The 26102-nt window shown below is 68.8% G+C and carries 18 protein-coding genes; 9 read left to right on the top strand and 9 right to left on the bottom strand.

Going from position 1 to position 26102, the window contains the following annotated elements:
* Positions 1-7: 7 nt before the first annotated feature.
* Both BLU09_RS12700 and purL read left to right on the top strand, forming a co-directional pair.
* Entirely contained in the window at positions 8-862 is an 855-nt protein-coding gene (locus tag BLU09_RS12700) for a metal-dependent hydrolase (RefSeq protein ID WP_090489635.1), read from the top strand.
* A gap of 290 nt (positions 863-1152) precedes the next feature.
* Positions 1153-5061 (top strand): phosphoribosylformylglycinamidine synthase, encoded by a 3909-nt coding sequence (purL, locus tag BLU09_RS12695; protein ID WP_090489632.1) that lies wholly within the window; start codon positions 1153-1155, stop codon positions 5059-5061.
* A 64-nt stretch (positions 5062-5125) separates the two neighbouring features.
* Here the strand turns inward: purL and BLU09_RS12690 are convergent, their stop codons facing one another.
* Both BLU09_RS12690 and msrB read right to left on the bottom strand, forming a co-directional pair.
* Positions 5126-7090 carry an AAA family ATPase gene (locus BLU09_RS12690; protein ID WP_090489630.1) on the bottom strand — a complete coding sequence of 655 codons (1965 nt, stop codon included), beginning with the start codon at positions 7088-7090 and terminating at the stop codon, positions 5126-5128.
* Between the two features lie 249 nt (positions 7091-7339).
* Complete coding sequence (gene msrB / locus BLU09_RS12685; protein WP_090489950.1) at positions 7340-7762, bottom strand: peptide-methionine (R)-S-oxide reductase MsrB; 423 nt, start codon at positions 7760-7762, stop codon at positions 7340-7342.
* Between the two features lie 188 nt (positions 7763-7950).
* Between msrB and BLU09_RS12680 the strand changes: the two genes are divergently transcribed.
* Complete coding sequence (locus BLU09_RS12680) at positions 7951-8388, top strand: CBS domain-containing protein (protein ID WP_237079351.1); 438 nt, start codon at positions 7951-7953, stop codon at positions 8386-8388.
* Between the two features lie 45 nt (positions 8389-8433).
* Here the strand turns inward: BLU09_RS12680 and thrS are convergent, their stop codons facing one another.
* The gene (thrS, locus tag BLU09_RS12675) at positions 8434-9642 is read right to left on the bottom strand and encodes a threonine--tRNA ligase (protein ID WP_090489626.1); all 1209 of its coding nucleotides are present in this window, start codon (positions 9640-9642) and stop codon (positions 8434-8436) included.
* Positions 9643-9921: 279 nt separating this feature from the next.
* On the bottom strand, positions 9922-11685 hold the full coding sequence (locus BLU09_RS12670; protein WP_186817891.1) for an OPT/YSL family transporter: 1764 nt from the start codon (positions 11683-11685) through the stop codon (positions 9922-9924).
* A gap of 235 nt (positions 11686-11920) precedes the next feature.
* Here BLU09_RS12670 and BLU09_RS12665 point away from each other — a divergent pair, with 235 nt between their 5' ends.
* Positions 11921-13456 (top strand): MBL fold metallo-hydrolase, encoded by a 1536-nt coding sequence (locus tag BLU09_RS12665; RefSeq protein ID WP_186817890.1) that lies wholly within the window; start codon positions 11921-11923, stop codon positions 13454-13456.
* Positions 13457-13476: 20 nt separating this feature from the next.
* Here the strand turns inward: BLU09_RS12665 and BLU09_RS12660 are convergent, their stop codons facing one another.
* Positions 13477-14457 carry a hypothetical protein gene (locus BLU09_RS12660; protein ID WP_090489619.1) on the bottom strand — a complete coding sequence of 327 codons (981 nt, stop codon included), beginning with the start codon at positions 14455-14457 and terminating at the stop codon, positions 13477-13479.
* A 98-nt stretch (positions 14458-14555) separates the two neighbouring features.
* On the opposite strand from BLU09_RS12660, the gene BLU09_RS12655 reads away from it, so the two are divergent.
* Positions 14556-15374 carry a methylase gene (locus BLU09_RS12655; protein WP_090489948.1) on the top strand — a complete coding sequence of 273 codons (819 nt, stop codon included), beginning with the start codon at positions 14556-14558 and terminating at the stop codon, positions 15372-15374.
* 139 nt (positions 15375-15513) lie between these two features.
* Positions 15514-16812, top strand: coding sequence for a carboxylate--amine ligase (locus BLU09_RS12650; RefSeq protein WP_090489946.1), 1299 nt, complete (start codon positions 15514-15516; stop codon positions 16810-16812).
* Here BLU09_RS12650 and BLU09_RS12645 read toward each other — a convergent pair.
* Together BLU09_RS12645 and BLU09_RS12640 are read right to left on the bottom strand one after the other, a co-directional pair.
* The gene (locus BLU09_RS12645; RefSeq protein ID WP_090489617.1) at positions 16802-18244 is read right to left on the bottom strand and encodes a type III PLP-dependent enzyme domain-containing protein; all 1443 of its coding nucleotides are present in this window, start codon (positions 18242-18244) and stop codon (positions 16802-16804) included. The genes BLU09_RS12650 and BLU09_RS12645 overlap by 11 nt on opposite strands.
* Positions 18241-19092 (bottom strand): glycosyltransferase family 2 protein, encoded by an 852-nt coding sequence (locus BLU09_RS12640; protein ID WP_171443547.1) that lies wholly within the window; start codon positions 19090-19092, stop codon positions 18241-18243. Before BLU09_RS12640 ends, BLU09_RS12645 begins: the two co-directional genes overlap by 4 nt.
* Positions 19093-19610: 518 nt before the next feature.
* Between BLU09_RS12640 and BLU09_RS12630 the strand changes: the two genes are divergently transcribed.
* Positions 19611-20360: an arginyltransferase gene (locus tag BLU09_RS12630; protein WP_090489615.1), complete on the top strand. Its 750-nt coding sequence runs from the start codon at positions 19611-19613 to the stop codon at positions 20358-20360.
* Here the strand turns inward: BLU09_RS12630 and BLU09_RS12625 are convergent.
* On the bottom strand, positions 20330-21226 hold the full coding sequence (locus BLU09_RS12625; RefSeq protein ID WP_090489613.1) for an alpha/beta hydrolase: 897 nt from the start codon (positions 21224-21226) through the stop codon (positions 20330-20332). The genes BLU09_RS12630 and BLU09_RS12625 overlap by 31 nt on opposite strands.
* A gap of 199 nt (positions 21227-21425) precedes the next feature.
* Between BLU09_RS12625 and BLU09_RS12620 the strand changes: the two genes are divergently transcribed.
* Together BLU09_RS12620 and BLU09_RS12615 are read left to right on the top strand one after the other, a co-directional pair.
* Positions 21426-22583, top strand: coding sequence for a glycosyltransferase (locus tag BLU09_RS12620; protein WP_090489611.1), 1158 nt, complete (start codon positions 21426-21428; stop codon positions 22581-22583).
* Positions 22584-22763: 180 nt separating this feature from the next.
* Positions 22764-24452, top strand: coding sequence for a glutamine--tRNA ligase/YqeY domain fusion protein (locus BLU09_RS12615; RefSeq protein WP_090489609.1), 1689 nt, complete (start codon positions 22764-22766; stop codon positions 24450-24452).
* A gap of 73 nt (positions 24453-24525) precedes the next feature.
* Here the strand turns inward: BLU09_RS12615 and BLU09_RS12610 are convergent, their stop codons facing one another.
* Positions 24526-25986: a serine hydrolase domain-containing protein gene (locus BLU09_RS12610; protein ID WP_090489608.1), complete on the bottom strand. Its 1461-nt coding sequence runs from the start codon at positions 25984-25986 to the stop codon at positions 24526-24528.
* Positions 25987-26102: the final 116 nt, after the last annotated feature.

Here is a 26102-nt window from a genome sequence, read left to right as displayed (position 1 = left end):
GCTCTCCATGGTCTCCCCCCACGACCCCGGACGCATCCGGCCGCGACCGCACCTCCAGTTCCCCTTCGACTCGAGCTTCCCGCGCATCTGGCACCGCAACGGCCCTGGCACCACGCACCTGTGGAACGGGCTCAACATGCTCTTCCCCCAGGGCGAGCGGTTCTTCGTGCGCAGCGTCAACCACTACATGCCGCAGCTGGCGGACACGCCCGCGCTGCACGCGCAGGTGAAGGCCTTCTTCGCGCAGGAAGGCAAGCACGCGCGCGAACACCAGGACTACATCGAGCTACTGGAGTCCCAGGGCTACGACATCCGCCGCTTCATGCGGCGGTACGAGTCATTCCTCTGGGGCGTCATCGACGCGAAGCTTCCGCCGTCGCTGCGGCTGTCCATCACCGCCGCGTTGGAGCACTACACGGCGCTGATGGGCGAGAACACGCTGACGCTGGGCGTGTTCGCGGACGGCCACCCGGCGATGCGCAACCTCATCGAGTGGCACGCCGCCGAGGAGATTGAGCACAAGGCGGTGGCCTTCGACGTGCTGCGGAAGGTGGCACCGGGCTATGGGCTGCGCGTGCTGGGCATGATGTTGGGCGTGTTGTCGCTCTTCGCCCTGTGGTTCGCCGCCACGGTGACGTTGCTGCGCCAGGAGCGTGGGCTGGGGTGGACGGGGCTGCTGCGCGAGCTGTGGCGCGCTCACCGGAAGGACCCGGTGCTGTTCCAGGTGCTGGGACGGGGCTTGCGGCAGTACCTGCGCCCCTCCTTCCACCCGCTGGACCATGACAACCTGGAGTTGGCCAGGGCCCACCTGGCGACACTGGAGGCGCCGCCTCCGGGGGTCCCGGAGCGCGAGGCGGCATAGCGGTGCGAGCGCACGCCTGGTGAGGGGGCATCCCGCGCGGGGCCCTGGAGGAGCGTGAAGGGTGCTTGCTCCTGCGATGCCCCGTCCGGCGCCCTGGGGAACCGGTACGTCTGTTGGCGGTGCTTCCCGCTTTGTCACGTGCGCCGCGCAGGCTCTGACGTGCGGGTGACACCTACTGTGGCTCCTGCCCGCGTGTCCGGCAGGCGTCCCGGCGCGAACTCTTCACGCGCCGGGCCGACACACGGTGATAAGGACGGCCCCGCTGTTACCCAGAGCCACGATCTCGACCCATGTCCAGCATGCACACCCTGCGTGGGGCTCCGGCCCTTTCTGACTTCAGGCTCGCCAAGCTCCTGGCCCAGTGCCGTGAGCGGGTGCCCTCCGTCTCATCCATCTATGCGGAGTTCGTGCACCTCATCGACGCTCCGGCGCCCCTCTCCGAGGCGGACCTGGCCACCCTGGGCCGCCTGCTCGACTACGGGCCCCGCGTGGCCACGGGCGCGCGCACCGGCAGCCTGCTGCTCGTGCTGCCTCGGCCGGGCACCATCTCCCCCTGGTCCTCCAAGGCCACGGACATTGCCCACAACTGCGGCCTGGGCGAACGGGTGCGGCGCATGGAGCGCGGCACTGCCTTCTTCGTCGCGGGCCCCGACGGGCAGGCGTTGCAGGACGCGGAGCTGGAGCGCCTGAAGCCGGTGCTGCATGACCGGATGACGCAGGCGGTGGTGGGGCGTCTCGAAGACGCGGCCATCCTGTTCGCCGGGCACACGCCCCGGCCCTTCACGACGGTGGACGTGCTGGGCGGAGGCCGCGCGGCATTGGTGACCGCCAACCGCGAGCTGGGCCTGGCCCTGGCCGACGACGAGATGGACTACCTGGTGGCGCGCTTCACCGAGCTGAAGCGCAACCCCACCGACGTCGAGCTGATGATGTTCGCGCAGGCCAACAGCGAGCACTGCCGGCACAAGATTTTCAACGCGAGCTGGACCATCGACGGCAAGCCACAGGAGCGCTCGCTCTTCCAGGCCATCAAGAACACCTACGTCCAGCACAAGGAAGGCGTGCTCGGCGCGTACAAGGATAACGCGGCCGTCATCGAAGGCTTCGAGGTGGACCGCTTCTTCCCGTCCCCCGAATCTGGTGAGTGGGGCTCCGTGCGCGAGCCGGCCCACATCATGATCAAGGTGGAGACGCACAACCACCCGACGGCCATCTCCCCGTACCCGGGCGCCGCCACCGGCGCGGGCGGCGAGATTCGCGATGAGGGGGCCACCGGCCGTGGCGCCCGGCCCAAGGCGGGCCTCACCGGCTTCAGTGTGAGCCACCTGCGCATCCCCGGCTTCGAGCAGCCCTGGGAGCAGCCCTACGGCAAGCCGGACCGCATCGTCTCCGCGCTGGACATCATGGTGGACGGCCCCCTGGGCGGCGCGGCCTTCAACAACGAGTTCGGCCGGCCGAACCTCACGGGCTACTTCCGCAGCTACGAGGTGCAGGTCCCCACGCCCGGTGGCGTGGAGGTGCGCGGCTACCACAAGCCCATCATGATTGCCGGTGGCCTGGGCAACATCCGCGCGTCGCACGTGCAGAAGGGGCGTCTGCAGCCGGGTGACAAGCTCATCGTCCTGGGTGGGCCCGCGATGCTCATCGGCCTGGGCGGTGGCGCGGCGTCCTCCATGGCGCAGGGCGCGAGCGCGGCGGACCTCGACTTCGCCTCCGTGCAGCGGGACAACGCGGAGATGGAGCGGCGCTGTCAGGAGGTCATCGACAGTTGCTGGGCGCTGGGCGACAAGAACCCCATCCGCTCCATCCACGATGTGGGCGCCGGCGGTCTGTCCAACGCGGTGCCGGAGCTGGCCCACGACAACGACCTGGGTGGACGCCTGGAGCTGCGCGCGGTGCCCAACGCAGAGCCGGGCATGTCGCCGGTGGAGATCTGGTGCAACGAGGCGCAGGAGCGCTACGTGCTGGGCGTGGCGCCGGAGGACCTGGCCCGCTTCGCCGCCCTGTGTGAGCGGGAGCGCGCGCCCTTCTCCGTGCTGGGGGACGCCACCGCCGAGCAGACCCTGAAGCTGGGGGACACGCAGTTCGGCAACGCGCCCATTGACCTGCCCATGGACGTGCTGTTCGGCAAGCCGCCGCGCATGCACCGTGACGTGACGTCGCGCCCGGTGTCGTTCGCGCCGCTGAAGCTGGATGGCTCGCTGGCGGTGCTGGCGGAGCGCGTACTGAGCCACCCCACCGTGGCGGACAAGAGCTTCCTCATCACCATTGGCGACCGCACCGTGTCCGGGCTCAGCAGCCGGGACCAGATGGTGGGCCCCTGGCAGGTGCCGGTGGCGGACTGCGCGGTGACGCTGTCCACCGTAACGAGCACCACGGGCGAGGCCATGGCCATGGGCGAGCGCACGCCGCTGGCCCTCATCGACGCGGCGGCCTCGGCGCGCATGGCGGTGGGCGAGGCGCTCACCAACATCGCCGCGGCCCGCATCGGCAAGCTGTCCGACGTGAAGCTGTCCGCCAACTGGATGGCCGCGGCGGGCAGCCCGGGCGAGGACGCCAGCCTCTACGCCGCCGTCCATGCGGTGGGCATGGAGCTGTGCCCCGCGTTGGGCCTCACCATCCCCGTGGGCAAGGACTCCATGTCCATGCGCACCGTCTGGGAGGAGGGCGGCGCCCGCAAGGCCGTGACGTCGCCGGTGTCGCTCATTATCTCCGCGTTCGCGCCGGTGCTGGACGTGCGCAAGTCCCTGACGCCGCAGCTGGTGGACGTGGCGGACGACACGCGGCTGCTCTTCATTGACCTGGCGCGCGGGAAGCAGCGGCTGGGCGGCTCCGTGGTGGCGCACGTCAACGGGCAGGTGGGGCCGGAGAGCCCGGACGTGGAGGACCCGGCGCTGCTGCGTGGCTTCTTCGCCGCGGTGCAGGCGCTCAGCGAAAGCGGTTCGCTGTTGGCGTACCACGACCGTTCCGACGGCGGTCTGTGGGCCACATTGTGCGAGATGGCCTTCGCGGGTCGCTGCGGACTGGATGTGGACCTGGCGCCGCTGGGCGGTGACGTGGCGGCGGCCCTCTTCAACGAGGAGCTGGGCGCGGTGGTGCAGGTGCGCGCCTCGGATGTGGCGCGCGTGCGCGAGGTGCTGGCACAGCACGGCCTGTCACGGGATGTCCACGAGCTGGGCCGCCCGGTGACGGCGCTTCAGGTGCGGGTGCGCCACGGCGGCGACACGTTGCTGGCGGAGGATACGTTGGCCCTGCGCCGCACGTGGTCCCGCGTCAGCTACGAGATGCAGAAGCTGCGCGACAATCCCACCTGTGCGGACCAGGAGTCCGCCGCGAGGACTGACGCGACGGACCCGGGCCTGTCGCCGAAGCTGACGTTCGACCCGGCCCAGGACGTGGCCGCGCCCTTCATCGCGAAGGGGGCCCGTCCTCGCGTGGCCGTGCTGCGCGAGCAGGGCGTCAACAGCCAGCAGGAGATGGCCGCGGCCTTCACGCGGGCGGGCTTCGCCGCGGTGGATGTCCACATGAGTGACATCCTGTCGGGGCGGGTGTCGCTCGAAGGCTTCAAGGGCGTGTTGGCGTGCGGCGGCTTCTCCTACGGCGACGTGCTGGGCGCGGGCGGCGGGTGGGCGAAGTCCATCCTCTTCAACCCGCGTGCGCGAGACGCCTTCGCCGCCTTCTTCGCGCGGCCGGACAGCTTCGGCCTGGGCGTGTGCAACGGCTGCCAGATGATGTCGCAGCTCAAGGACATCATCCCGGGCGCGGAGCACTTCCCCCGCTTCGTGCGCAATGCCTCCGAGCAGTACGAGGCGCGGCTGTCCCTGGTGGAGGTGTCGAAAACGCCGTCGCTCTTCTACCAGGGCATGGAAGGCAGTCGGATGCTCATCGTCACCTCGCACGGCGAGGGCCGCGCGGAGTTCCCCAGCGCGGAGGACGCCGCCCGCGTCAACGGGCTGGGGCTGGTGACGACGCGCTGGGTGGACAACCACGGACGGGTGGCGGAGACGTATCCCGCCAACCCCAATGGTTCGCCCCACGGCATCGCCGGCCTGACGACGCGGGATGGGCGCTTCACCATCACCATGCCGCATCCGGAGCGGGTGCATCGCTCCGTGCAGCACTCGTGGCGGCCTCGAGAGTGGGGCGACGACGGCCCCTGGATGCGCATGTTCCGCAACGCCCGCGTCTGGCTGGGCTGAGCGGTACGGCGCGCACTTCGAAGTACAGGGCCTCTCGAGTCCAGGGAGGCCATCCTTCCTCGCGTCAGGAAGTCATTCCTCCACGCTTTGGATTGTTGATCCAATTGCCAACTTCTCTCATGAAGTCCCAAACGTCGCCGTCTTGAGGGGAAACGTACCTGGCTGAGTCAGACGAGCCAAGCGCTTCGAAGATCGCGCTAATCCAGTTCTTCTTGGCGCGAGGGTCGCCTGGAAGCAGCTCTTTGAGCCACCCCTCCAGTTCACCTACGGGGACAACGAAAATGCCCATTTGGGCGAGCGGTTTGAAGAAAAGCTGAACCATGGAGGCTTTTCTCCTTTCGTCCAATGCACTGACACCGTGGGCTTTCAAACGTTCTTTGCTGGTCTTGCCGGCTTCCTGATCTTGGGAGAAGTACTTGCGAAACTCTCCCTTGGCGTTTCCCAAGGTGTTGATGGTAGCTGGATCGGCGTTGGCAGCGGCGAGCAGGTCCTTTAGAACGTTGTCATCCCCGATGATGTCCAAGTCGACAATAGCAGCTGCGGGAACCCCCATCCGGCGAAGTGGTCCGATGATTCGGTGGATGGTCTGCTTGCTATGTGCGTTCATGAAGAGACACCCATCCGCGCCTTGCGTCTCCCGAAGCAGGCGTTCGTTGATCTCTTGGTAGAAGGCTCGGTCGCTGTCTCCTTCGCAAACAACTGCACCTTCATGAAATAGGGCGCTGAGAGTTCCTGTCGAACGCAGGAGCGGATCGTGCATCATTTGTGTGAGTTCGCTGACCGGAAGGAGCCGTGCTGTGGGAACTCTGTGTTGATAGGTAAGTCTGACGATGTTGACGTCAGGCGAAGTCTGGATGCATCCCATCAGGAAATCCGCACTGTGGGTGGCGGCCACGATATGGGCGCCTCGCTCACGTGCAAGTCGATGTAGCTTCTGCCCTAGACGTCGAGCCAGAGGCGGATGCAAGAAGGCTTCGGGTTCGTCGACCAGCATGACTACGTATTCGTTGCTCATCACGGTGGAGAGCAGGCCGATAAAGGACTTCACTCCATCGCTGTAACTATCAATGGAGCGAGCTCGCGAGAAGTACTCAATGGAACTGGGCAAGAGGGGCATGAGTTCGTTGTCGCCGGGCTCCTCCGATGCCAGCTTGAGTTCTGTGTGTACGAAGCTGGTAACATCGATGACCAAATACTGACCAAGCGTTTCGTAGACCAACTGCCGTAGCGAATGTCGGGCGGACGGGTTTCTGAGAAGCTTGGTGAATGGGCTATCGTCGTTCCGACTGGTGGCTGGTAGTGATTTAGGCCTTACATGCTCCAGGCGCTGCCTTCCATCTAGTCTCAGGGTCATGGCGCCCAGTAGGTGGATATATGGGCGAGGATGGATGCGCCCATTCTTGATGGCCTCGGCGATGGCTGCCGTTACGCCAAGGGTGTGTACTGACTTTCGCATGTCTTTTATGAAGTCCATGCCCGAAAGTAGTAGGTTGCGAACGTGGTTTTCTGGCTCGTTGTTCTTGGTTGTTTGTTCGTCTTTGGGTGCTGCGTCGGTAGGTTTGGCTGTGAGAAAGTCGAACGCCGTGAAGAAAGAGTCAATGATGTGTTGGGAGTCGCCTAATAGCTTTCTTGTGACTTGAGGCTGCGGAGTCAGGACGAGCTTCCCTGCAACGAGCAGGTCCTTGGTTCGTGAGATGCCGTTGATGCCGACCGCGCGTTTAGTCGCATCTGGAGTGAGGGTGACACCAGGGTTCTCAAAGATTGCAGAGGGGAGCTCTTCCTTGATCCGGTTGGCAAGTATCTCCAAGAGCGCCTCATTCCGAGGCAGTTCGCACTCGACATCCGTAAGCATTCCCCCCCTGCCACTCCGGGCCGGTTCTCCCTTGTTGAGGAAATACTCGAGTTCTTGGAGTAGCCGACTCTTGCCTGAGTTGTTGGGGCCGACCAGCACCACAGCGGAACCGACAGGAACGGTCAGCGAGGATTCATGAGGCGTCGGGCCAAATCCAAGGATCAAGCTCTTGAGCATGTCAGCAGTCTAAGCTGCCGATTGCGATTCTTGTGCAAGGTTGCGAATGCTCGCATGTCCCGTGAATGAATGGGGCGCTGGCCGAAGCCTTCAATCGGGTGTCAGTTCTGCCTCGCCCTGGCGCCTGATCGCAGGCGCCAGGGCCCAATTTCGCCAGACCTCCGGGCCAACACTCTTCCACGGGCGAGGCATGCGAAGCCCCGCTCCGGGCGCTTGTGGAATCTGACCGCCGAAAATCGTAAGTGGAGGCTATGCCTTGACCAGCTCCAGCGGCTGGCCTTCGGGGACGTGCTTCATGGACACCGAGTTCATGCAGTAGCGCAGGCCGGTAGGCGGGGGGCCGTCGGGGAAGACGTGGCCCAGGTGCCCGTCGCAGCGCGCACAGCGGACCTCGGTGCGAATCATGCCGTGCGAGACGTCCTGGATTTCCGCCACGGCGTCGGGCGCCACCGGCTGCGTGAAGGACGGCCAGCCCGTGCCGGACTCGAACTTCGTGCCCGCCTTGAACAGGGGATTGCCGCAGCCCGCGCACACGTAGGTGCCGGGTGTCTTCGTGCCCAGGAAGCACCCGGAGCCAGGCCGCTCGGTGCCCTGGCGGCGGAGGACTTCATACTCCTGGGGGCTCAATCGCTTGCGCCATTCGTCATCGCTGAGGGTGAGCTTGTCGACCATGCCTTCCTGCTCCTTGTCCGGGCCCGGACCGGGGCCCACGCGCACATCAGATGCGCATCCTGCCCCAGCGTCGCGCCTGGTGGGCAGCAAGGTGTGAGGGGGCTCGCCCGGCTCCTCGCTCCAGGGCCAGGCGCAATCCGGGAGGCGACGGCGGGGCGCCGGGGTTCAACGGGAGTGGGAGGGGCGTCATGCAAAGCGAGGAGCGTGCAATGCGGATTGGCGAGCTGATGACCAAGAACCTGGAGACCATCGAAGCGGGCGAGCCCATCCGGGCCGCGGCGCTGAGGATGCGCACGTGCAACATCGGCTCCCTGCCGGTGCTGGAGGGTGGGCAGCTGGTGGGCATGCTGACGGACCGGGACATCGCGGTGCGGTCCGCGGCGCTGGGGCAGGACCCGAACACCACGCCCGTGCGCGAGGTGATGACGGCCACGGTCATCACCTGCGACGTGGACGCGACGCTCGAGGTGGCGGAGCAGGTGATGGAGGAGAAGATGGTGCGCCGCCTCGTGGTGGTGGACGGTGAGCGGCGGCCGGTGGGGCTCTTGAGCCTGGACGACCTGGCCACGGTGCCAGAGGAAGTCCTGCACGCGGGCGAGGTGCTGGAGCGGCTCCAGCAGGTCTGAAGCGACGGGGCGCGAGCGGTGGGCTTCACCGCTCGCGCCCTGGTGTCACCCTCTGGCGTCCGGGGCCGGACGGCACGACGCGACGAGCTCCGCCGCGGCGTCCTCCCACGGGACGTCCCGCTGCGCGCCGTCCCGCTGTCGCAGGCGGACGTTGCCCGCGGCCACCTCGCGTGCGCCCGCCACCACCAGCCATGGGACGCCCGCCGCGTGGGCATCCAGGACCTTGCGGGACAGGGATTCACCCCGCCGGTCCACGCTGGCGCGGCAGCCCGCCTCCTGGAGCTTCGCGGCGAAGCGCTCGGCGTAGTCGCCCGCGCCTTCACCCACGGCGGCCACCACCACCTGCTGCGGCGCCAGCCAGGGCGGCAGCGCGCCGCCGTGGTGTTCCAGCATGACGCCGATGAAGCGCTCCAGGCTGCCGAGCAGCGCGCGGTGAAGCATCACCGGACGGACGCGGGCCCCGGAGGTGTCGACGTAGTGGAGGTCGAAGCGCTCCGGCAGCACGAGGTCCAGTTGGATGGTTCCGCACTGCCACGCACGCCCCAGCCGGTCCTTCAGGACGAACTCCAGCTTGGGCCCGTAGAAGGCCCCCTCGCCCGGCTGCATGTGGCACTCGAGCCCCGCTTCCTTCGCCGCGAGGAGGAGCCAGGACTCGGCCTTGTCCCAGAGCTCATCGCGCCCCGCGCGCGACGCGGGCCGGCCGGAGAAGGCCACCTGGACGTCGTCGAAGCCGAAGCCCGCGTAGAAGTCCTTCAGCGAGCGCGCGAAGCGGACGACCTCCGGCACCACCTGCGGCTCGGCGCAGAAGATGTGGCCGTCATCCTGGGTGAACTGCCGCAGGCGGAACAGGCCGTGGAGCGCGCCGCCGGGCTCCGCGCGGTGCACCACGCCGAACTCGCCCAGGCGCAGCGGCAGGTCGCGGTAGCTGGGCGCCATGCGCTGCACCAGTTCGATGTGGCCGGGGCAGCTCACCGGCTTCACGCCCAGGTGTCGCGCGCCGTCCTCCACCAGGAACATGTTCTCCCGGAAGTTGTCCCAGTGGCCGCTGCGCTCCCACAAGGGCTGCGCGTAGAGCTGTGGGGTGCGGACTTCCTGGTAGCCCTCGCGGCGCATGCGCTGGCGGACGTGCTCCTCCAGCAGCCGGTACAGCACCAGTCCGCGCGGGTGCCAGAACACCATGCCGGGTGCCTCTTCCTGCAGGTGGAAGAGGTCCAGGCGTTGGCCCAGCGCGCGGTGGTCGTGTTCGTCGAGCATTGCTTCGTCTCCGATTCGGAAGGGTGAAACGCCATCCGGTCGGAGCGCTGAGCGAGCGCACGGTTGCCCCGGCCGGAGAAGGCGGGGCAGGGGACCGTGCGTTCGTCAGCTCACCACGTGACGCGCACGGTTCCACGCCCGCCGAAGCGAGTCGTGGTGCCGGTGGTCGTGGTGGTGATGACGAAGCTCACGGCGAAGAAGATGCGAGGGGCGCGGAGAATTGTCAACTCGGCCCCCTGCACGGACCCTGCGCTACTGGGAGGGCCCGTGCAGATGTTGCTACGCCAACAGCGACGCGAGCCCGATGAGGCCGGCGATGAGGAAGAACAGCGACTCACCGGCGATGAGGCCACCGCCCATGAGGGACATGGTGCTCATGTCCTCCGGAAGGGCCTCGCCTTCACCCGGGCTGCCACTCACCGCGGGCTCTCCACGCTTGGAGAACGTGTTCCAGACGGACGTCACGATGCCGCCCGCGCCGAACCACAGCGACACCGGGAACGCCACGAAGCCGCCGAACGACGACGCGTAGGGACTGGGGAGCAGGATGGCGTCCACCGTCCAGCCGACGGCGAAGCCCTGGCGGGAGCCCTTCACGTACCGCTGGTAGCGCGCGTTGCCTCGCACCACCTTGCGCAGCAGTTCGTAGATGAAGCCGATGGCCAGTCCGAGGAGCAGGGCATTCACGACGGCCTGCGACAGCGAGCCGAGGTCGCGGATGGCGCCCACCAGCTTGTACGTCATCGCGGAGCCCCACTGGCCCACCTCGGCGTTGGGGTTGTCCAACTGGTTGATGGTGAGCGCCGGGTAGGCCGTCATGAACACGCGCGCCAGGCCCACGCACAGCAGCGCGCCCATGATGACGCCCAGCACCTGATAGCGGAACTGGGTGACGCGGTTGGTGCCCAGCCGCCAGCCGGTGGAGCGGTCCTGCTGCATGTCGCAGCCCACCGAGGTGGAGATGAGCAGGATGGTGGCTGCCATCATGCCCACCAGCGGAACGCGCAGGCCCATCATGGACATCATCAGCACGGAGATGACGAAGGCGCTGGAGATGGGATTCTGGTCGGTGATTCCAAACGAGATGCCGTTGATGAGCACGAACAGCAGGGCCAGCAGCATGCCGAAGAGGAGCCAGCCGATGGGCTGATTCAGCACCTGCGTGCCCACCACCAGCGTCGCGCCGCCCCAGACACCCACCCAGGCGAGCAGCCGGGGGATGTTGACCTTCTTCCAGGACTCCTCTTCCCCTTCGTCCTTCACCGAGGCCCGTTCGCGGATGCGCTTCGCCGCCTGGACCGCCAGCAGCGACAGGTCCACCACGGCCGCGCCGCAAATCATCCCCAGGCCGATGACGAAGCCGATTTTACGGAACGGGTCCTGAGGGCCGAGCCACCCTATCTCACGGAGGGTGGGCACCAGCACCGCGCCGATGACGGCCATCACGATGGCGGGGACGGTGATGCGGCTGCCGACAATCATGCCCGCGCCCAGCGTCGCCGCGCTGGTGCCGATGGAGGCGACGAAGGCCACCTTCTCCGTCATCCACGCCGCCAGGGCGCCCAGCAGGGTGCCGCCGCCCAGCTTGGAGATGGACGCCTTGAGCAGGCGCTTGTCCGTGAGGGCGCGCAGGATGTTGGCCACCGCCAGCCCGGACGGATAGTCGAGCTGGAGCTTGTCCACGAGCAGCGGCGTGTAGAGCATGCCCACGCCCACGGCGAACATGCCCACGCAGCCGACGAAGAGCATGAGCTGCCAGGCCGCGGGCATCTCCATGCCCAGCCACACCATGGACTGGATGAGCACGGACATGGCGCACAGCGAGGCCACTGACGCGGCCATCGTCTGCATGTAGTTGGCGCCGTGCTTGCCCTCCGCGCCGTACCCGTAGGTGACGGCGCTGCCGAGGATGCCGGCCAACACCTGGCCGCCGACGAAGAAGCCCACGCTGAAGTTCATGTACGAGGCGGCGATGCCGCCCAGGGGCCCCAGGATGAACAGGGCCACCGCGCTCAGCAGCAGGTGGTACTTCCACGTCCCCACGGGGGGCAGCCAGTGGAAGCGACGTTGGGAGGGCTCCGCGAGGGCGCCACCCGAGGACGGGGGAGGGGGCTCCGGGGGGAGCGAGGGGGCTGACAATGACATTCGAAGGCAAGGGTACCGGCCTTCCACGCTCCTGTCACAACCTGGGCCGTCGGGTGAGGGGGGCGGGCCGCCCGCTCGCCCGAACGTTGGAGAAACGCCGCACCGCGCGTGACGCGTGGCAACATCGGCCGTCATGCGATTCACCCTGAACCGGGGCGTCAGTCTGGCTGTGCTTGCCTCGGCCCGGACGGAGGACGACCACCACGCGGACCTGGGCTGTAGCATCCAGGGGCCCACCGCGCGTCCTGTCCGCCGGGCCTTTCTCCCACTGAAGCGGCACGTCGCCGCGCTGGGGCGCGAGGGCGCGCTGCACGATGCGGAGGCGCTGGTGCGTTGGCTGGAAGACACCCCACGCTATGCCGCGCTGTGCGTGGGCAAGCAGCGGCGCATGGGCCGACGCGTGTTGCGTCCTGACGTGCTGTTCCCAGTGGCCACGCGACACCGCCCGCGCGTGCTGCACCTTCGCCAGGAGGAGCTGGGCCTGGATGTACCCGTGCGTGCGTCCGAGTGGCCCGCCGTGGCGGACTTCTTCGCGGCGCTCGCGCGCGGCGCCACGCGCGCGGAGCTTCGGGCCTTCGCGGCGCTGCCCGTGCTGGCGGAGTTGGTGGCGGACCTGGGGCAGGCGGGCTGGCTCGTGCGCCATGAAGCGCCCGTGGAGGTGCCCTCGCCCGGCGCGCTCTTCGTGGGGCACAACACGGTGCTGGTCGCGGGCCGCGAGGGACGCGTGCTGGTGGACCCGTACTTCCGGCCCGAGGGCGCGGTGGACGCGCCGGGCTATCCGCCGATGCAGCCCCGCGACGTGGGACGCGTGGACGCGGTGGTCATCACCCATTCACATGGGGACCACTTCCACCTGGGCTCGTTGCTGCAGTTGCCTCGCGACACGCGCATCTTCGTGCCGGCGGTGGCGCGTGAGAGCCTCTTCTCCACGGACTGCGCCCTGCGGCTGGCGCAGCTGGGCTTCACGCGCGTGGAGCCCTTGCGCTGGGGCGAGTCCCGGCAGGTGGGCGACGTCACCGTGCGCGCGCTGCCGTTCTACGGCGAGCAGCCCACGGATGGAGAAGGCCCGTACCCGGACCTCTTCAATGAGGGCAACGCATGGTTGGTGCGGGCGCCCGGCTTCTCCGCGGCGTTCTTCGCGGACTCGGGGCACGACGTGCGCGGAGACATGGCGGCGGTGTGCCGGCGCGTGCGCCGCGAGGCGCCAGTGGACGTGCTCTTCTGCGGCGTCCGCGGCTTCCGGCTGGCGCCCATCTTCTTTGGCTTCACCACGCTGGAGGCGTTCCTGGTCAACGTCCCCCGCGCCATGCTGAAGGCGCCGCAGCGGCTCATGGCCGGGCCAGAGGAGGCGCTGCGCTATGGCGCCTTGCTGGGCGCGCGTTACGTGGTGCCTTGTGCGGACGGCGGGGCGCCCTGGTACTGGCGCGAGGGCATGGGGCCTCGCTACGCGGGCTATCCCGGCGAGCCCGTGAGCGGCGCCAGTCACCTGGATGAGAACCCGGACGCGGACCCCTATCCGGAGCGGCTCGCGGAGGTCCGGCGGACGATGAAGGACGTTCCCAGGCCCCTGGTGCTGCGGCCGGGAGAGTCGCTGCGCTGGAAGGGCGCGAGGACGCCGGAGGTGGTGCGCCACCCTGGCTTCGTGTGGCCCTTCGGCGACGCGGCGTGACGCGTCCGCCGCGCGGGGACTCAGCGCGCGGCGAGCCGGGCCCTGCCTCGCACGAACTGCACCACGTACACCCCGGCGACCACCGTGAAGCACACGGTGGCCACCGTCAGGTACCTGCCGATGAGCTGGTGCTCGCCCCAGTTGTGGGGCATCCCCACCAGCTTGCTGGCGTCGCTCAGGCCCACGCCTTCCATCCTGCCGAAGGGGATGGCGTTGAAGTCCTTCTTCGACTTCCACCACGTGAGGAGGCCGTCCACGAGCGACAGCGCGCCGAGCCCCAGGAAGCCCCAGCGCAGGGCCTGCTTGTGGAGGTAGCTGCCCGCCGGGGCGTAGATGGTCAGCATCATCACCGTGCCCAGCACCATCATCCCGCCATCGCCGTTGAAGGTGATGAGCATGTCCACCGTCTGAGGCGACAGCAGCAGCGTGCCCACGGCTTGAAGCGCCAGCAGGCTCGCGCCGCAGGCCACCCACAGCCACTGACGGCGCCTCCACCCCCACCACGCCCACGCGCCCAGCGCCGCGGCGAGCATCAGCGCGAGGAGATAGGAGCGGCCGAAGATGGCCGTCTTCCACAGCGTGGGGAACGCGGACCGGCCGCAGAACCAGGCCGTCATGGCGTGGCCCAGCTCATGGAAGGGCATGGTGATGAGCCGGGCCGCGAAGGCGCTGAAGTTGCCGTTCAGCGCTACGTAGGACACCAGGAGCGCCACGGGGATGGCCCAGGTGCGCAGGCGGTGCTCGAACGCGGCCTCCTCGGCGTCGCCGTCCCAGGCGGGCGTCTCCGGTGGCAGCACGTCCGGGCGCAGGTCGGGCGTCGCCATCCAGGCGGGGTCGACGAGCGGCGGTGGTTCCCCGGGCGCCACTGCGGGGGCTTCCTCGCGCTGCCGCGCCGCCCGGGCCTCCGCCTTGGCGTAGATGATGCCGCAGCGGGGGCACTCCGGCCCGGCGGCGCGAGGTGACTGGCAGCGGGGGCAGGCCTGGGGGGACGAGGCTTCCACGGTGGTTCCACTCTAGGAGGCCGCCGTGTCCGGCGAAAATCGGGGGGATGGAGCGGGGTGGGCTTGACGGCCACGCCAGACTCACCCAAGAGCGCACCATGCCACCGCTGGACGCGAAGACACGGGGACGGACGTCGCGCGGGCGCCTGCGCGCGCTGGACGCGTTCCTGTGCCGCTTCGAGCGCCCGTTGCTCGAACGCCGTGACGGGCCCTGGGCACACGCGGTCTTCGTCGACGTGGGGTTCGGCGAGCACCCATGGACGACGCTGGAGAGTGCCCAGGCCTTTCGCGCGCTCAACCCGGAGCTCGCCGTGGTGGGCGTGGAGCTGGACGCGGCGCGCGCGCGGGCGGCGCAGGCGGACGCGGATGCCCGCACGTCCTTCCGCGAGGGCGGCTTCGCGCTGCCCCTTCGCCCCGACGAGCCCGCCCGGCTGGTGCGGGCCATGAACCTGCTCCGCCAGGGCCCCCCCGAGCGTGTCCCCGAGGTGCACCGCACCCTGACCCGCTACCTGCTGCCGTCGGGCCTGCTGGTGGAGGGGAGCGCGGACGCGACGGGTGCGGTGATGGCCGCGCACCTGCTGCGCCGCGGCGTTGGGGAGGGCGCGGAGCTGCCGCTGCGCGAAGCGCTCCTGTTCCACACCGACTTCAGCCTGGGCTTCGCGCCCATGCTCTTCCGGGACTGGCTGCCCCGGGACTTGCGCCGCCGGGTACGCCCGGGTGAGCCCATCCATGACTTCTTCTCCGCATGGAGCGCCGCCTGGCAGCAGGCGCGGACCCTGGGCCATACGCACCCACCCGATGCGTTTCGCGAAGCCGCGCTGGGGCTCTCCGCACGCATGGAGGGAGTGGCGACCGACCCGTGGCTCTTGTCCCAGGGTTACATTGTTTGGAGGCCCAAGGGGGGCGTCTGTTCTTGACGACTGAAGGAGAGGGCGCAGCCGAGGGAAGCCAAGTGGGGTGGCGTGCGGTTATCCTCCGCGTGACCAGGACTTGAAACGGCACCTCCTCTCCTCCGCGTGAGGCGTGCCGGGAACGCAGCGGGAGAACGACACCGTCATGTTGGAGCAGGCACCCCAGGTTCGAATGGAGGGCCGTCCGTCCGTGCTGCTCTTCTCCGCGGGCTTCTACGGCACGCTCGCGGCCGCGCGTTGCTTCGGACGCAATGGCATTGACGTCACGGTGGCGGACCCCGGCAAGCTGGGGCCCGCGAGCTGGTCTCGCTTCGTGGGCCGCCGCGTGCAGTGTCCTCCGGAGTCCCAGGCCGAGGCCTTCATCGAGTGGCTGATGGACCTGGGCCGCCGCGAGCCGATGCGGCACGTGCTCTATCCGACGAGCGATGAGCTGGCGTGGCTGGTGTCCGTCCACCGCGAGGCGCTGTCGGAGTACTTCCACCTCTACGACCCGGGCGTCGACGCCGTCTACGGCCTGCTCAACAAGCGCAAGCTCTTCGAGGTGGGCCAGGCGGTGGGCCTGAAGCTGCCGCGCACCTGGTTCCCCGAATCGGAAGCGGACCTGAACGTGGTGTCCCGCGAGGCGCGCTTCCCGGTCCTCATCAAGCCCACCACGCAGATTCTCTACTCCACCCACCGCAAGGGGCAGCCGGTGCAGGCGCCCGAGCAGCTCGCGGAGGAGTACCGCGCCTTCTCGCGAGACGGGTACGCGCCCATGCTGGTGCGCTTCGACCCCGCGGTGTCGCGCCCCATGGTGCAGGAGTTCCACCCGGAGGCGGCGGAGGGCATCTACAGCCTCTCCGGCTTCGTGGACGAGACGGGCGAGCTGTTCGAGGTGCGCGGCGCCATGAAGGTGCTCCAGCGTCCGCGGCGCCTGGGCGTGGGCGTGTGCTTCGAATCCGCCCCGGTGCGCGAGGAGCTGGCCGCGGGGCTCCAGCGTTTGTGCAAGCGCCTGGGCTACCACGGCGTCTTCGAGGTGGAGTTCATCCAGACGAAGGACGACTTCCTCCTCATCGACTTCAACCCCCGCTACTACGGGCAGATGGGCTTCGACATCGCCCGGGGCCTGCCGCTGCCGCTCCTGGCCTACCACGCCGCGCTGGGGGACCGGGACGCCCTGCGCCGCGAGCTGCAGGCCGCGCGTGACTGGCGCGGCAACGGCGAGGTGTTCTGCAACCGCATTGCGCTGGAGATGCTGCTCAACCTCCAGCGGCTGTCCGGTGCGCTGCCGGAGGACGAGGCCCGCCAGTGGCGGAGCTGGCTGGCATCACACCGGGACAGGGCGGTGGACCCGCTCATCGACTCGGATGACCTGATGCCCACCGCGGTGGAGGTGGCGCAGATTCTCTACGGCTCCGCGCGCCACCCCCGGGCCTTCATCCGGATGATGGTGCTCAACCGGTGAGCGCGGCGCGGCTGTCCGGCGCGTCGAACGTCACCAGGTCATCGAACGTCTCCGCGCGCCGCAGCAGCCGCTCCTTCCCGTCCTCCAGCGCGATGATGGCCGGCTGGGGATAGGAGAAGGACGTGGCGAAGGGCACGAAGTAGGCGCCCGCGTCCATGATGGCCAGCGTGTCTCCCACGCGCAGGTCGGGCAGCCGCTTCGCGTGGTAGAGCGTGTCGCCCGGCGTGCAGATGGGGCCCACCACCGTGTAGACCTTGTCGGCCGGCGCGTCCGGCCGGTTCACGTGGAAGAGCTGGTGGTACTCGTTGCGCACGCACTCGGCATGGTTGATGCCGGCGTCCAGCACCGCCCACGTCCTGTCTTCCCCCGCCTTGAGCGCGTGCACGCGGCCCAGCAAGAGCTGCGTGTCGCCCGTCATGGCGCGGCCCGGCTCCAGGAAGATGCGGGGACGCTGACGGCCGCGCCGCGCGTAGTGCGTCTCCACCATCTCCACCGCCAGCGCCACGTAGCGGTCGATGGACAGCGACGCCGCCGGGTCGGGCGCGGGCACGTCGCGGAAGAAGGTGAGGTTGAGGCGCCAGTCGCGCTCGGCGATGTGCTGGACGGTGGGCGTGTTGAGGCTGCCGCCCAAGTCGAGCACCTCCAAGTCCAGTCCCAGCTCCTGGTGCAGCGTGTCCGTGAAGTCGAGCACCGACTCCACGAAGGCCGTGAAGTCGCCCTCCGTGCGGATGGTTTCTCCGCGGTGCGCGTGCAGGCCCACCACGTCCAGGTGCTTCGAGCCGCGCGCCTGCTGGTAGGCCCGCAGCGCGGCGCCTCCCGCGATGGGCGTGCCGAACTGCGCGGACCAGCCGCTGTTCGTCGTCACCCGCACGGCGACGCGCGGGCGGCGGTCCAGCTCCGCGGCCAGCCGGGCGAAGACGGCAATCTCCTCCGCGTGGTTGGCGGCCAGCAACTGGATGCCCCGGGAGATGGCCTCGCGCACGGAGGCCTCCGACTTCACCGGGCCGTTGTAGACGATGCGCTCCGGGGGCACGCCCAGCTTCAGCGCCAGCCACATCTCGTAGGCGGAGATGACCTCCGCGCCCACGCCCAGGCCGTGCAGGAAGGACAGCACGCCGGGCACCGGGTTCGTCTTGTACGAGTAATAGACTTCGCAGCCGCCCGTGCGCCCCGGCGGCACCGCGAGGAAGCGCTCCGCGTTGCGGCGCAGCGCCGCCATGTGCACCACGTGCAGCGGCGAGCCCCAGCGCTCCACCAGTTGCGCCAGCGGGACACCCTCCAGGCTCAGGCCCTGGCCGGGCACGTCCCGCAGGCCCCAGTGCGAGGCGGGGATGTGGTTGCGCGCGGGGGCCATGGCCCGCTGGAGCACCGGGCGCAGCGTCTGCTTCACCTGGCGCCTGGCCGTCCCGAGAAGCCGGCTCTTGAGGCTCATGACGCGCGGCCCTGGTTGCGCAGGCGCAGCGGCAGACGGCGGGCGACCTCGAAGGGCAGCACCCGCAGGGCGGCCTGCATGAGGCGGTACTCCAGCATGCCGTTCGTCTTGCGGTACTTGCCGTGAATCATCTCGTTGGACTGGACCACCAGCGTGCCGTCCTTGCCCAGGTTGTGCATCAGCGACGGCCGGCCAGTGCGGTAGTGCAGGATGGGCCGGTTGACGTAGACGTGGCCGAACGCGCGGATGCCGCGCAGGTAGAAGTCCACGTCCTCGTAGACGGGGATGGTGGCGTCGAAGCCGCCCAGCGGGGCGAAGTGCTCGCGGCGCACCATGCACGCGGAGTTCACATACAGCGTGCCGCGAAAGAGGATGTGAGCCACCGTCCACGCGCTGTTGGGCGTGCTGGCGCCCACCTGGGCGGCCCACTCGAAGTACTCGCTCTTGTCCTTGAGCCAGTCCGCGTCGTCGCCGAAGGGCACCACCCAGCCCACCGCCACGCCCGCGTCCGGCCGCGCGTCCAGCGCGCTCACCATGGCGTGCAGCGCGCCCTCGGCGAGCATGTCGTCGTCATCCAGGAAGTGCAGGTAGCGCCCGCGGGCCAGCGTGGCGCCGTGGTTGCGCACCACGGCCGGGCGGCCCTTCGACGGCGGGTCGTTCACCAGGTAGCGGACCCGCTCGTCCTTCAGCCCTTCCACCGCCTCGCGCGCCGTGCCCTCGGGCGTGTCGTCCAGGACGAGGACCTCGACGTTCACCCCTTCCTGGCGGAGGACCGAGCGGATGGCCTCCACCACTTCCTTCTCCCGCTTGTGGGTGGGCATCACCACCGAGACGTCAATGACGGACATGGCGGACTTATACGCGTTGGCGGCCACGCCTGAGAAGCCGCGCGCCCGCGCGCCATCCCGTCACATCAGTAGCTCGCGAACTCCAGGTCGAAATCCACTCCATTCACCGCTTCTGGGTCGCACTCGACCTGTGCCCGGACCGCCGCCAGTAGGACAGGAATGTCCGGATTCTGTCGGTTCCCACTCGGACGCGAGGGAGATGTGGCGCTCACGACCACCCAGTCATGGCTGCCAGTGGCCGCACGGACCTGCCTGTCCGCTCGACCGAAATCCCAATGCGACAGGCGGTTCAGCGAAGGCTGTGTGCGGTGGCGGGCCATGGTCATCCTCCTGCCTCGACTCCGCGAGGCTGGCCGTTGGTTGTGCAGACGTCATGCCAGCCTGCCGGCTGGGCAGACGGGCGTGCCGCGGACGACGCTTTTCCCTCTGAGAAGCGGGGGCTCGCCCGGAAGTGGTGGCTTCGGGGCACCGGGTCAGACTTGACGCGGGACGACGGTCGCGACAGGAACAGGCCACGCATGGCGTTCCTCCTGGCACACGAAGTCGAGCAGCCCCGGGCCTGCAGCTACCTGCCGGAGCGGGAGGCCTCGCTCGAAAACCTCGTGCTGGAGGACGTCACGCCGGAGGAGTACGAGCACCTGCTGGTGCGGGGCTGGCGCCGCTTCGGCCTAGTGTACTTCCGGCCGGCCTGCGTGGGCTGCAATGCCTGCGTGTCATTGCGCATCCCCGTGGAGGGCTTCCGGCCCAACCGCAGCCAGCGTCGCGCGCGTGCCGCGTGCTCGCACCTGCGCGTGGAGGTGGGGCCGCCGCGTGTGGATGACGCGCGGCTGGCGCTGTATCGCCAGTGGCATTCGGAGCGCGAGACCAAGCGCGAATGGGAGCCGTCACCCATCACCGCGCGCGAGTACTCGCTCCAGTTCTCCTATCCGCACCCGTCCGCGCGCGAGGTGGCGTGGTACGACGACGGCGCGGAGGGCGGGCCCAGGCTGGTGGGCGTGGGTATCTGCGACGAGACGCCGCGCGCCTGGAGCGCCGTGTATTTCTTCTACGACCCCGCCTATGCGCACCTGTCGCTGGGCACGGCCAACGTGCTGCACCAGGTGGAGCTGGCGAAGGCGCGGGGCATCCCCCACGTCTACCTGGGCTACCGCGTGCTGGCCTGCGCATCCCTGCGCTACAAGGGCGCCTTCCGCCCGCACGAACTGCTGGAGGAGCGGCCCGCGCTGGACGCGGCGCCTCACTGGGTGGCGCCGCCCGAGGAGGCCTGAGGCAGGGCCTGGAGCGCCGCGCCGAAGTGCTGGAGCAGCCGGCGCGCGTATTCCTCCGGCGCCACGCGCGCGTACTGGCCATGGCCCGCGCCCTCGACGACCCAGAGTGACTTGGGTTCGCACGCGGCCTGGAAGAGGCTGGCCTGGAGCTTCGCGGGCGCGTCCGGGTCCACATCGCCGTTGACCAGCAGCAGCGGCCGGCCGCCCAGCCGGCACATCCCGTCAATGGGGCGCACCGCGTCCACCGTGACGCCCGCGCGGCGCAGGGCCCACAGCACCGGCTCCGCGCTCATCGCACCCCAGCGGCCATAGCCCGCGTAGATGTCCGCCTCCAGCGCGGGATACGCCCCCGCGGCGGCCACCGCCTTCACCCGCGCGTCCTCGCTGGCGACCAGGAGCGACGTGGTGCCGCCCATGGAGAAGCCGAAGAGGCCCAACCGTCCCGGGTCCACGTCCGGGCGCCGTGAGATGAAATCCAGCGCCGCCGTCACGTCGCGCCGCTCCCGGTCTCCCCACGTCACCGTGTCGCCGCCGCTCTCGCCGTGCGCGCGCAAATCAAAGAGCAACACACCGTAGCCCGCGCCCGCGAGCGTCCGAGCCTCGAAGAGCAGCTGCGCGCGGTTGTCCGCGAAGCCGTGTACCAGCACCACCGCGGCGCGGTTGCGGGAAGGCACGTACCAACCCTTGAGCGGCACCCCGTCGGACGTGGTGAAGGCCACGTCCTCCAGTGGCGACAACGCCGGCTCCGCCGGGGGACGTGTCACCGGAATGGGCGGCGGATGCAGCAGGCCCTGGCCGATGCGGTGACCGTTCACCACGAGATATCCCGCCGCGGCGAGCGACACGCAGAGGGGCGCCAGCGCCATGAGACAGCGGACTTGAGTGCGTGTTTTCACGGATATCTAGGATTGGCTTGGAATAAAGCGAACCCTAGCTGAGCCGAGGGGGTGGCGGAGCGAATGCAAGTTGGCTACACCGCGGGTGGGTCAGGTTGGAGCCGGGGGGAGTCCTGTCACTCCGAAGGTCCTGGACCGCGGTGTCTCGAAGCACGTGAGAGTGCGGGTGATGCTCGTAACGACACAGGGCGAGGCGCCTCCAGTAGCCGCTCGGAAGCGGGTGCTGTTCACGCTGGTGTTCCTGGGCTCGGGCGGCATCGAACGGTCCGTGTGCAACGTGCTGACGGGGCTGGACCCCGGCCGGTTCGACACGAAGATGTTCTTCCACCACCGGCCCCATCCGAAGAGCCAGAGCGACCGGATTCCGCAGCGCACCGAGGTGGTGTGGGGCACCGACGCCTTCGAGTACCGGCGGGGCATGCTGCCGCGCTTCTTCTGGCGGCTGGTGCGCGAGGCGCGCGACGTGGACGTCATCGTGGCGGGGCAGGAGGGCCGGGCGGCGCTGCTGGCGTGCCTGGCGGGGCAGCTGCTGCGCAAGCCCGTGGTGGGCATGATTCACTTCGACTGGGGCGCCTTCCACCTGGAGCAGCCCCGGCGGCAGCTCTGGGGGCTGCGGTGGCTCTACCCTCGGATGAGCCGCATCGTCGCGTGCGGCCACGACTCCGCGAAGGCCTTCCGGGACCTGGTGCCGGTGGGGCCCGAGCAGCTCCACGTCATCCCCAACTTCGTGGACGGCGACCGGGTGCGCGCCGCCGGTGAGCACCCGCTGCCCGCCTGGGCGGAGCCCGTCTTCCGCAAGCCCGTGGTCATCGCCGTGGGGCGGCTGGAGCACCAGAAGGCCTTCGACGTGCTCATCCGGAGCCACGCGCTGATGCGCCAGGCCGGGGTGGACCAGCACCTGCTCATCCTGGGGGAAGGCTCGCTGGAGGCGGAGCTGAAGGCGCTGGTGAAGTCCCTGGGCGTGGAGGACTCCGTCTTCCTGCCGGGCTTCGCGCCCAACCCCCATGCGCTGATGCGGCGGGCGGCGGCCTTCGCCCTGTCCTCGCGCTTCGAGGGGCTTCCCATGGTGCTGCTGGAGGCGCTGGCCCTGGGCTGCCCCGTGGTCAGTACCGACTGCCCCTCCGGCCCCGCGGAGGTGCTGGAGCACGGCAAGCACGGCGTCCTGGTGCCCATGGAGCAGCCCCAGGCGCTGGCGGACGCCCTGGCGCGAATCGTCCAGGACGACGTGCACCGGACCGACCTGTCCGCCCGGGCCCGGCGCCGCTCCGAGGAGCTGTCCGCCGACCGCGCCCTCAAGGCCTGGGAGTCCCTGCTCTCGTCGCTCTGACAGCGGGAGAGGGGCCCGGTCCCCCGCCTTCCGGACGGGGGGGGATGAAATGAGCCCTCTCGGGGGTTCCCCTGCACGGCTTCGGGACGTCCACCTTCGTCCCGGAGGCCCGGCCGGGCGGCACCTGGAGCAGGAATCCCTTGCCGGCTCCCGGCTGCTTCACGAGGATTCGCCCCCATCATGACGACGACGAACGAAACGCAGGGCCTGAACTTCCTCCAGGAAATCATCGAGGAAGACCAGCGGACGGGAAAGTACGCGGGCCGCGTGCACACCCGCTTCCCGCCCGAGCCCAACGGCTACCTCCACATCGGCCACGCCAAGTCCATCTGCCTCAACTTCGGGCTGGCGCAGCAATACGGAGGCAAGTGCAACCTGCGCTTCGACGACACCAACCCCGTCACCGAGGACACCGACTACGTCGAGGCCATCCAGCGTGACGTGAAGTGGCTGGGATTCGAGTGGGAGGACCGGAAGTTCTTCGCGTCCGACTACTTCCCGAAGCTCTACGACTTCGCCGTGCAGCTCATCAAGCAGGGCAAGGCGTACGTGTGCAGCCTGTCCCCGGAGGAGATTCGCGAGTACCGCGGCGACTTCACCACGCCGGGGCGCAACAGCCCGTACCGCGAGCGCTCCGTGGAGGAGAACCTGGACCTGTTCCACCGCATGCGCGCGGGCGAGTTCTCCGACGGCCAGCACACCCTGCGGGCGAAGATCGACATGGCGTCGCCCAACCCCGTGCTGCGCGACCCGCCCATCTACCGCATCCGTCACGCGCACCATCACCGCACCGGCGACGCGTGGCCCATCTACCCGCTCTACGACTTCGCGCACTGCCTGTCGGACGCGATTGAGGGCATCACCCACTCCATCTGCACGCTGGAGTTCGAGAACCGGCGCGTGCTGTACGACTGGATTGTCGACAGCCTCGTCAGCGGGGACCGGCCGTACCAGTACGAGTTCAACCGGCTGAACCTCAACTACACGGTGATGAGCAAGCGCAAGCTGCTCAAGCTGGTGACGGAGGGCTTCGTGGCCGGGTGGGATGACCCCCGGATGATGACGATTACCGGCCTGCGCCGCCGTGGCTTCACGCCGGCGTCCATCCGGGACTTCGCCACGCGCGTGGGCGTGGGCAAGGCGCAGCAGCTCATCGACATGAGCCTGTTGGAGCTGTGCATCCGCGAGGACCTCAACGAGACGGCCCCGCGCGCCATGGCGGTGATGCGCCCGCTGAAGGTGGTGCTGGAGAACTACCCGGAGGGGCAGACGGAGCTGCTGGAGGTGCAGAACCATCCGCAGAAGCCGGAGATGGGGACGCGCCAGGTGCCCTTCATGCGCGAGCTGTACATCGAGGCGGACGACTTCATGGAGGACCCGCCGAAGGGGTTCTTCCGGCTGGCGCCCGGCAAGGAGGTGCGGCTGCGCTCGGCGTACTTCATCAAGTGCGAGCAGGTCATCAAGGACGCCGCGGGCAACGTGGTGGAGTTGCGCTGCTCGTATGACCCGGCCACGCGCGGCGGCAACGCGCCGGATGGCCGCAAGGTGAAGGGCACGCTGCACTGGGTGCCCGGCAACGCGCCCATCGCGGAGGTCCGCCTCTATGACCGGCTCTTCTCCGTGGAGGCGCCGGACGCGGACGAGTCCAAGGACTTCACCACGTTCCTCAACCCGGCCAGCCTCCAGACGCTGCGCGACGCCCGCGTCGAGCCGATGCTGGTGGATGCCGCCGTGGAGTCGCGCTACCAGTTCGAGCGCACCGGGTACTTCTACGTGGACCCGAAGGACTCGAAGCCGGGCAAGCCCGTCTTCAACCGCACGGTGACGCTGAAGGACTCATGGACGAAGGAGCAGGCCAAGGGGAAGTAGTCCCTGGCGTGCTTCCGGGTGCCGCCCACGCTGGCGGCACCCGGTCCGGTGCTTTCTTCGGAAGGCTCGCGGCCTACCGCGTCGCGGCGGGCTGCTCGAGCTCCTTGAGCATCTTCACCGCGTTCTCGTTCTTGGGGTCCAGCTCCAGGGACTTGCGGTAGTTCGCGATGGCCTGTTCCTTGTCGCCGTGGGCGGCGTAGGCCTCGCCGAGGCTGTCGTAGCAGTTGGCCCCCTTGGGGAACGTCTCCACGTTGAGCTTGAACACCTCGATGGCATCCGCCGCGCGCCCGTCGCGCAAGAGGTGGTAGCCCACCGTGTTCAACTGCGATTCGCTGAAGTCGTACTGGGCTTCCTTCGTCTTCTTCAGCGCGCGGTAGTGGGCGATGGCCTCGGCGGTGGAGCCCTTGCCGAGAGACTCCATCATCACGGTGCCAATGGGCATCCGGGCCTGCCGGGGGGCGATGCCATGGAGGATGCTCAGCACGCCGCTTGCGATCTCCTGGAGGTCGCCGTGGGTCGCGTTGTCGAGGAGGATGATGACCTCCTTGCGCTCGGGCACGCGGACCAGCAGGGATGAGAAGCCGTTGATGCCGCCGCTGTGGAAGATGCCTGGGAGCTGCGTCTTGCCGTCATGCAGCTGCACGGGGGCAATGGCCCAGCCGAAGCCGTAGTGCTGAAGGCCCGGGGTGAGCATCTTCTGCTTGAGCCCCGCGGGCATCAGCGCGTCGCCGTAGAAGGCCCGGTCCCAGCGGTAGAGGTCCTCCACCGTCGAGTACAGCGCGCCGGCGGCATAGGGCTGGCCCATGTCGATGTAGGGCGCGTTGACGTACCCGCCCGGCCTGGGCGTGTAGCCGCTGGCGCGCTTGGGCAGCACCGTGGCGGTGACGTCATAGCCGGAGTCCTTCATGCCCAGCGGCCCGAAGATGCGCGCCTGCACGGCCTGCGCATACGTCTGGCCGGTGAGCTTCTCGATGAGGGCGCCCAGCAGGTAGTAGCCGCAGTTGTTGTACGCGTACTTCGTGCCGGGCTCGAACTCCAGGTCGCCACTGCAGGACTTCTTCACGAACTCCGCGACGCCATAGGGGTTGACCGAGTCGGCCCGGAACTGGGGGGCGGACGTGTAGCTGGGGATGCCGGAGGTGTGGTTCAGCAGGTGGGTGAGGGTGACGCGCCCGCCGGTGTCGCCCCGGTAGTCCGGCAGGTGCTTCGTGATGGGGTCATCGAGCTGGAGCTTTCCCTCGGCGACGAGCTGCAGGATGACGGTTGCCGTGAAGGACTTGGTGATGGAGCCGATGCGGAACTTCGTATCCGGCGCGTTGGGCACCTTCCACTCGAGGTTCGCGGAGCCGTAGCCCTTCTTGAGAAGGATGCCTCCCTCCGTGGCCACGAGCGCCGTTCCGTTGAACATGCCCTTCTGGTGGAACCCATGGATGTACCGGTCTACCTCCTGCTTCCGGTTCGCCGCCTCCGCCAGTGGTGCCACCAGCACCCATGCCACCAGTACGACTGTGAGGCGCGTGCTCAGCCATCTCATTCAGACCTCCTCTTCATTTCGCGCAGTACGTGCGGGGATGCGGGTGATTGCAGCTGTTTTCACGGGCCGCCCCGGTTTTCCCTTAGTCCAGAAGTCGGGTTTTCTGTCGGACGCTT

Origin of the sequence: Myxococcus virescens (assembly GCF_900101905.1) — a bacterium.
Lineage (GTDB): Bacteria > Myxococcota > Myxococcia > Myxococcales > Myxococcaceae > Myxococcus > Myxococcus virescens.
This window is presented reverse-complemented; position numbering and strand designations above follow the sequence as displayed.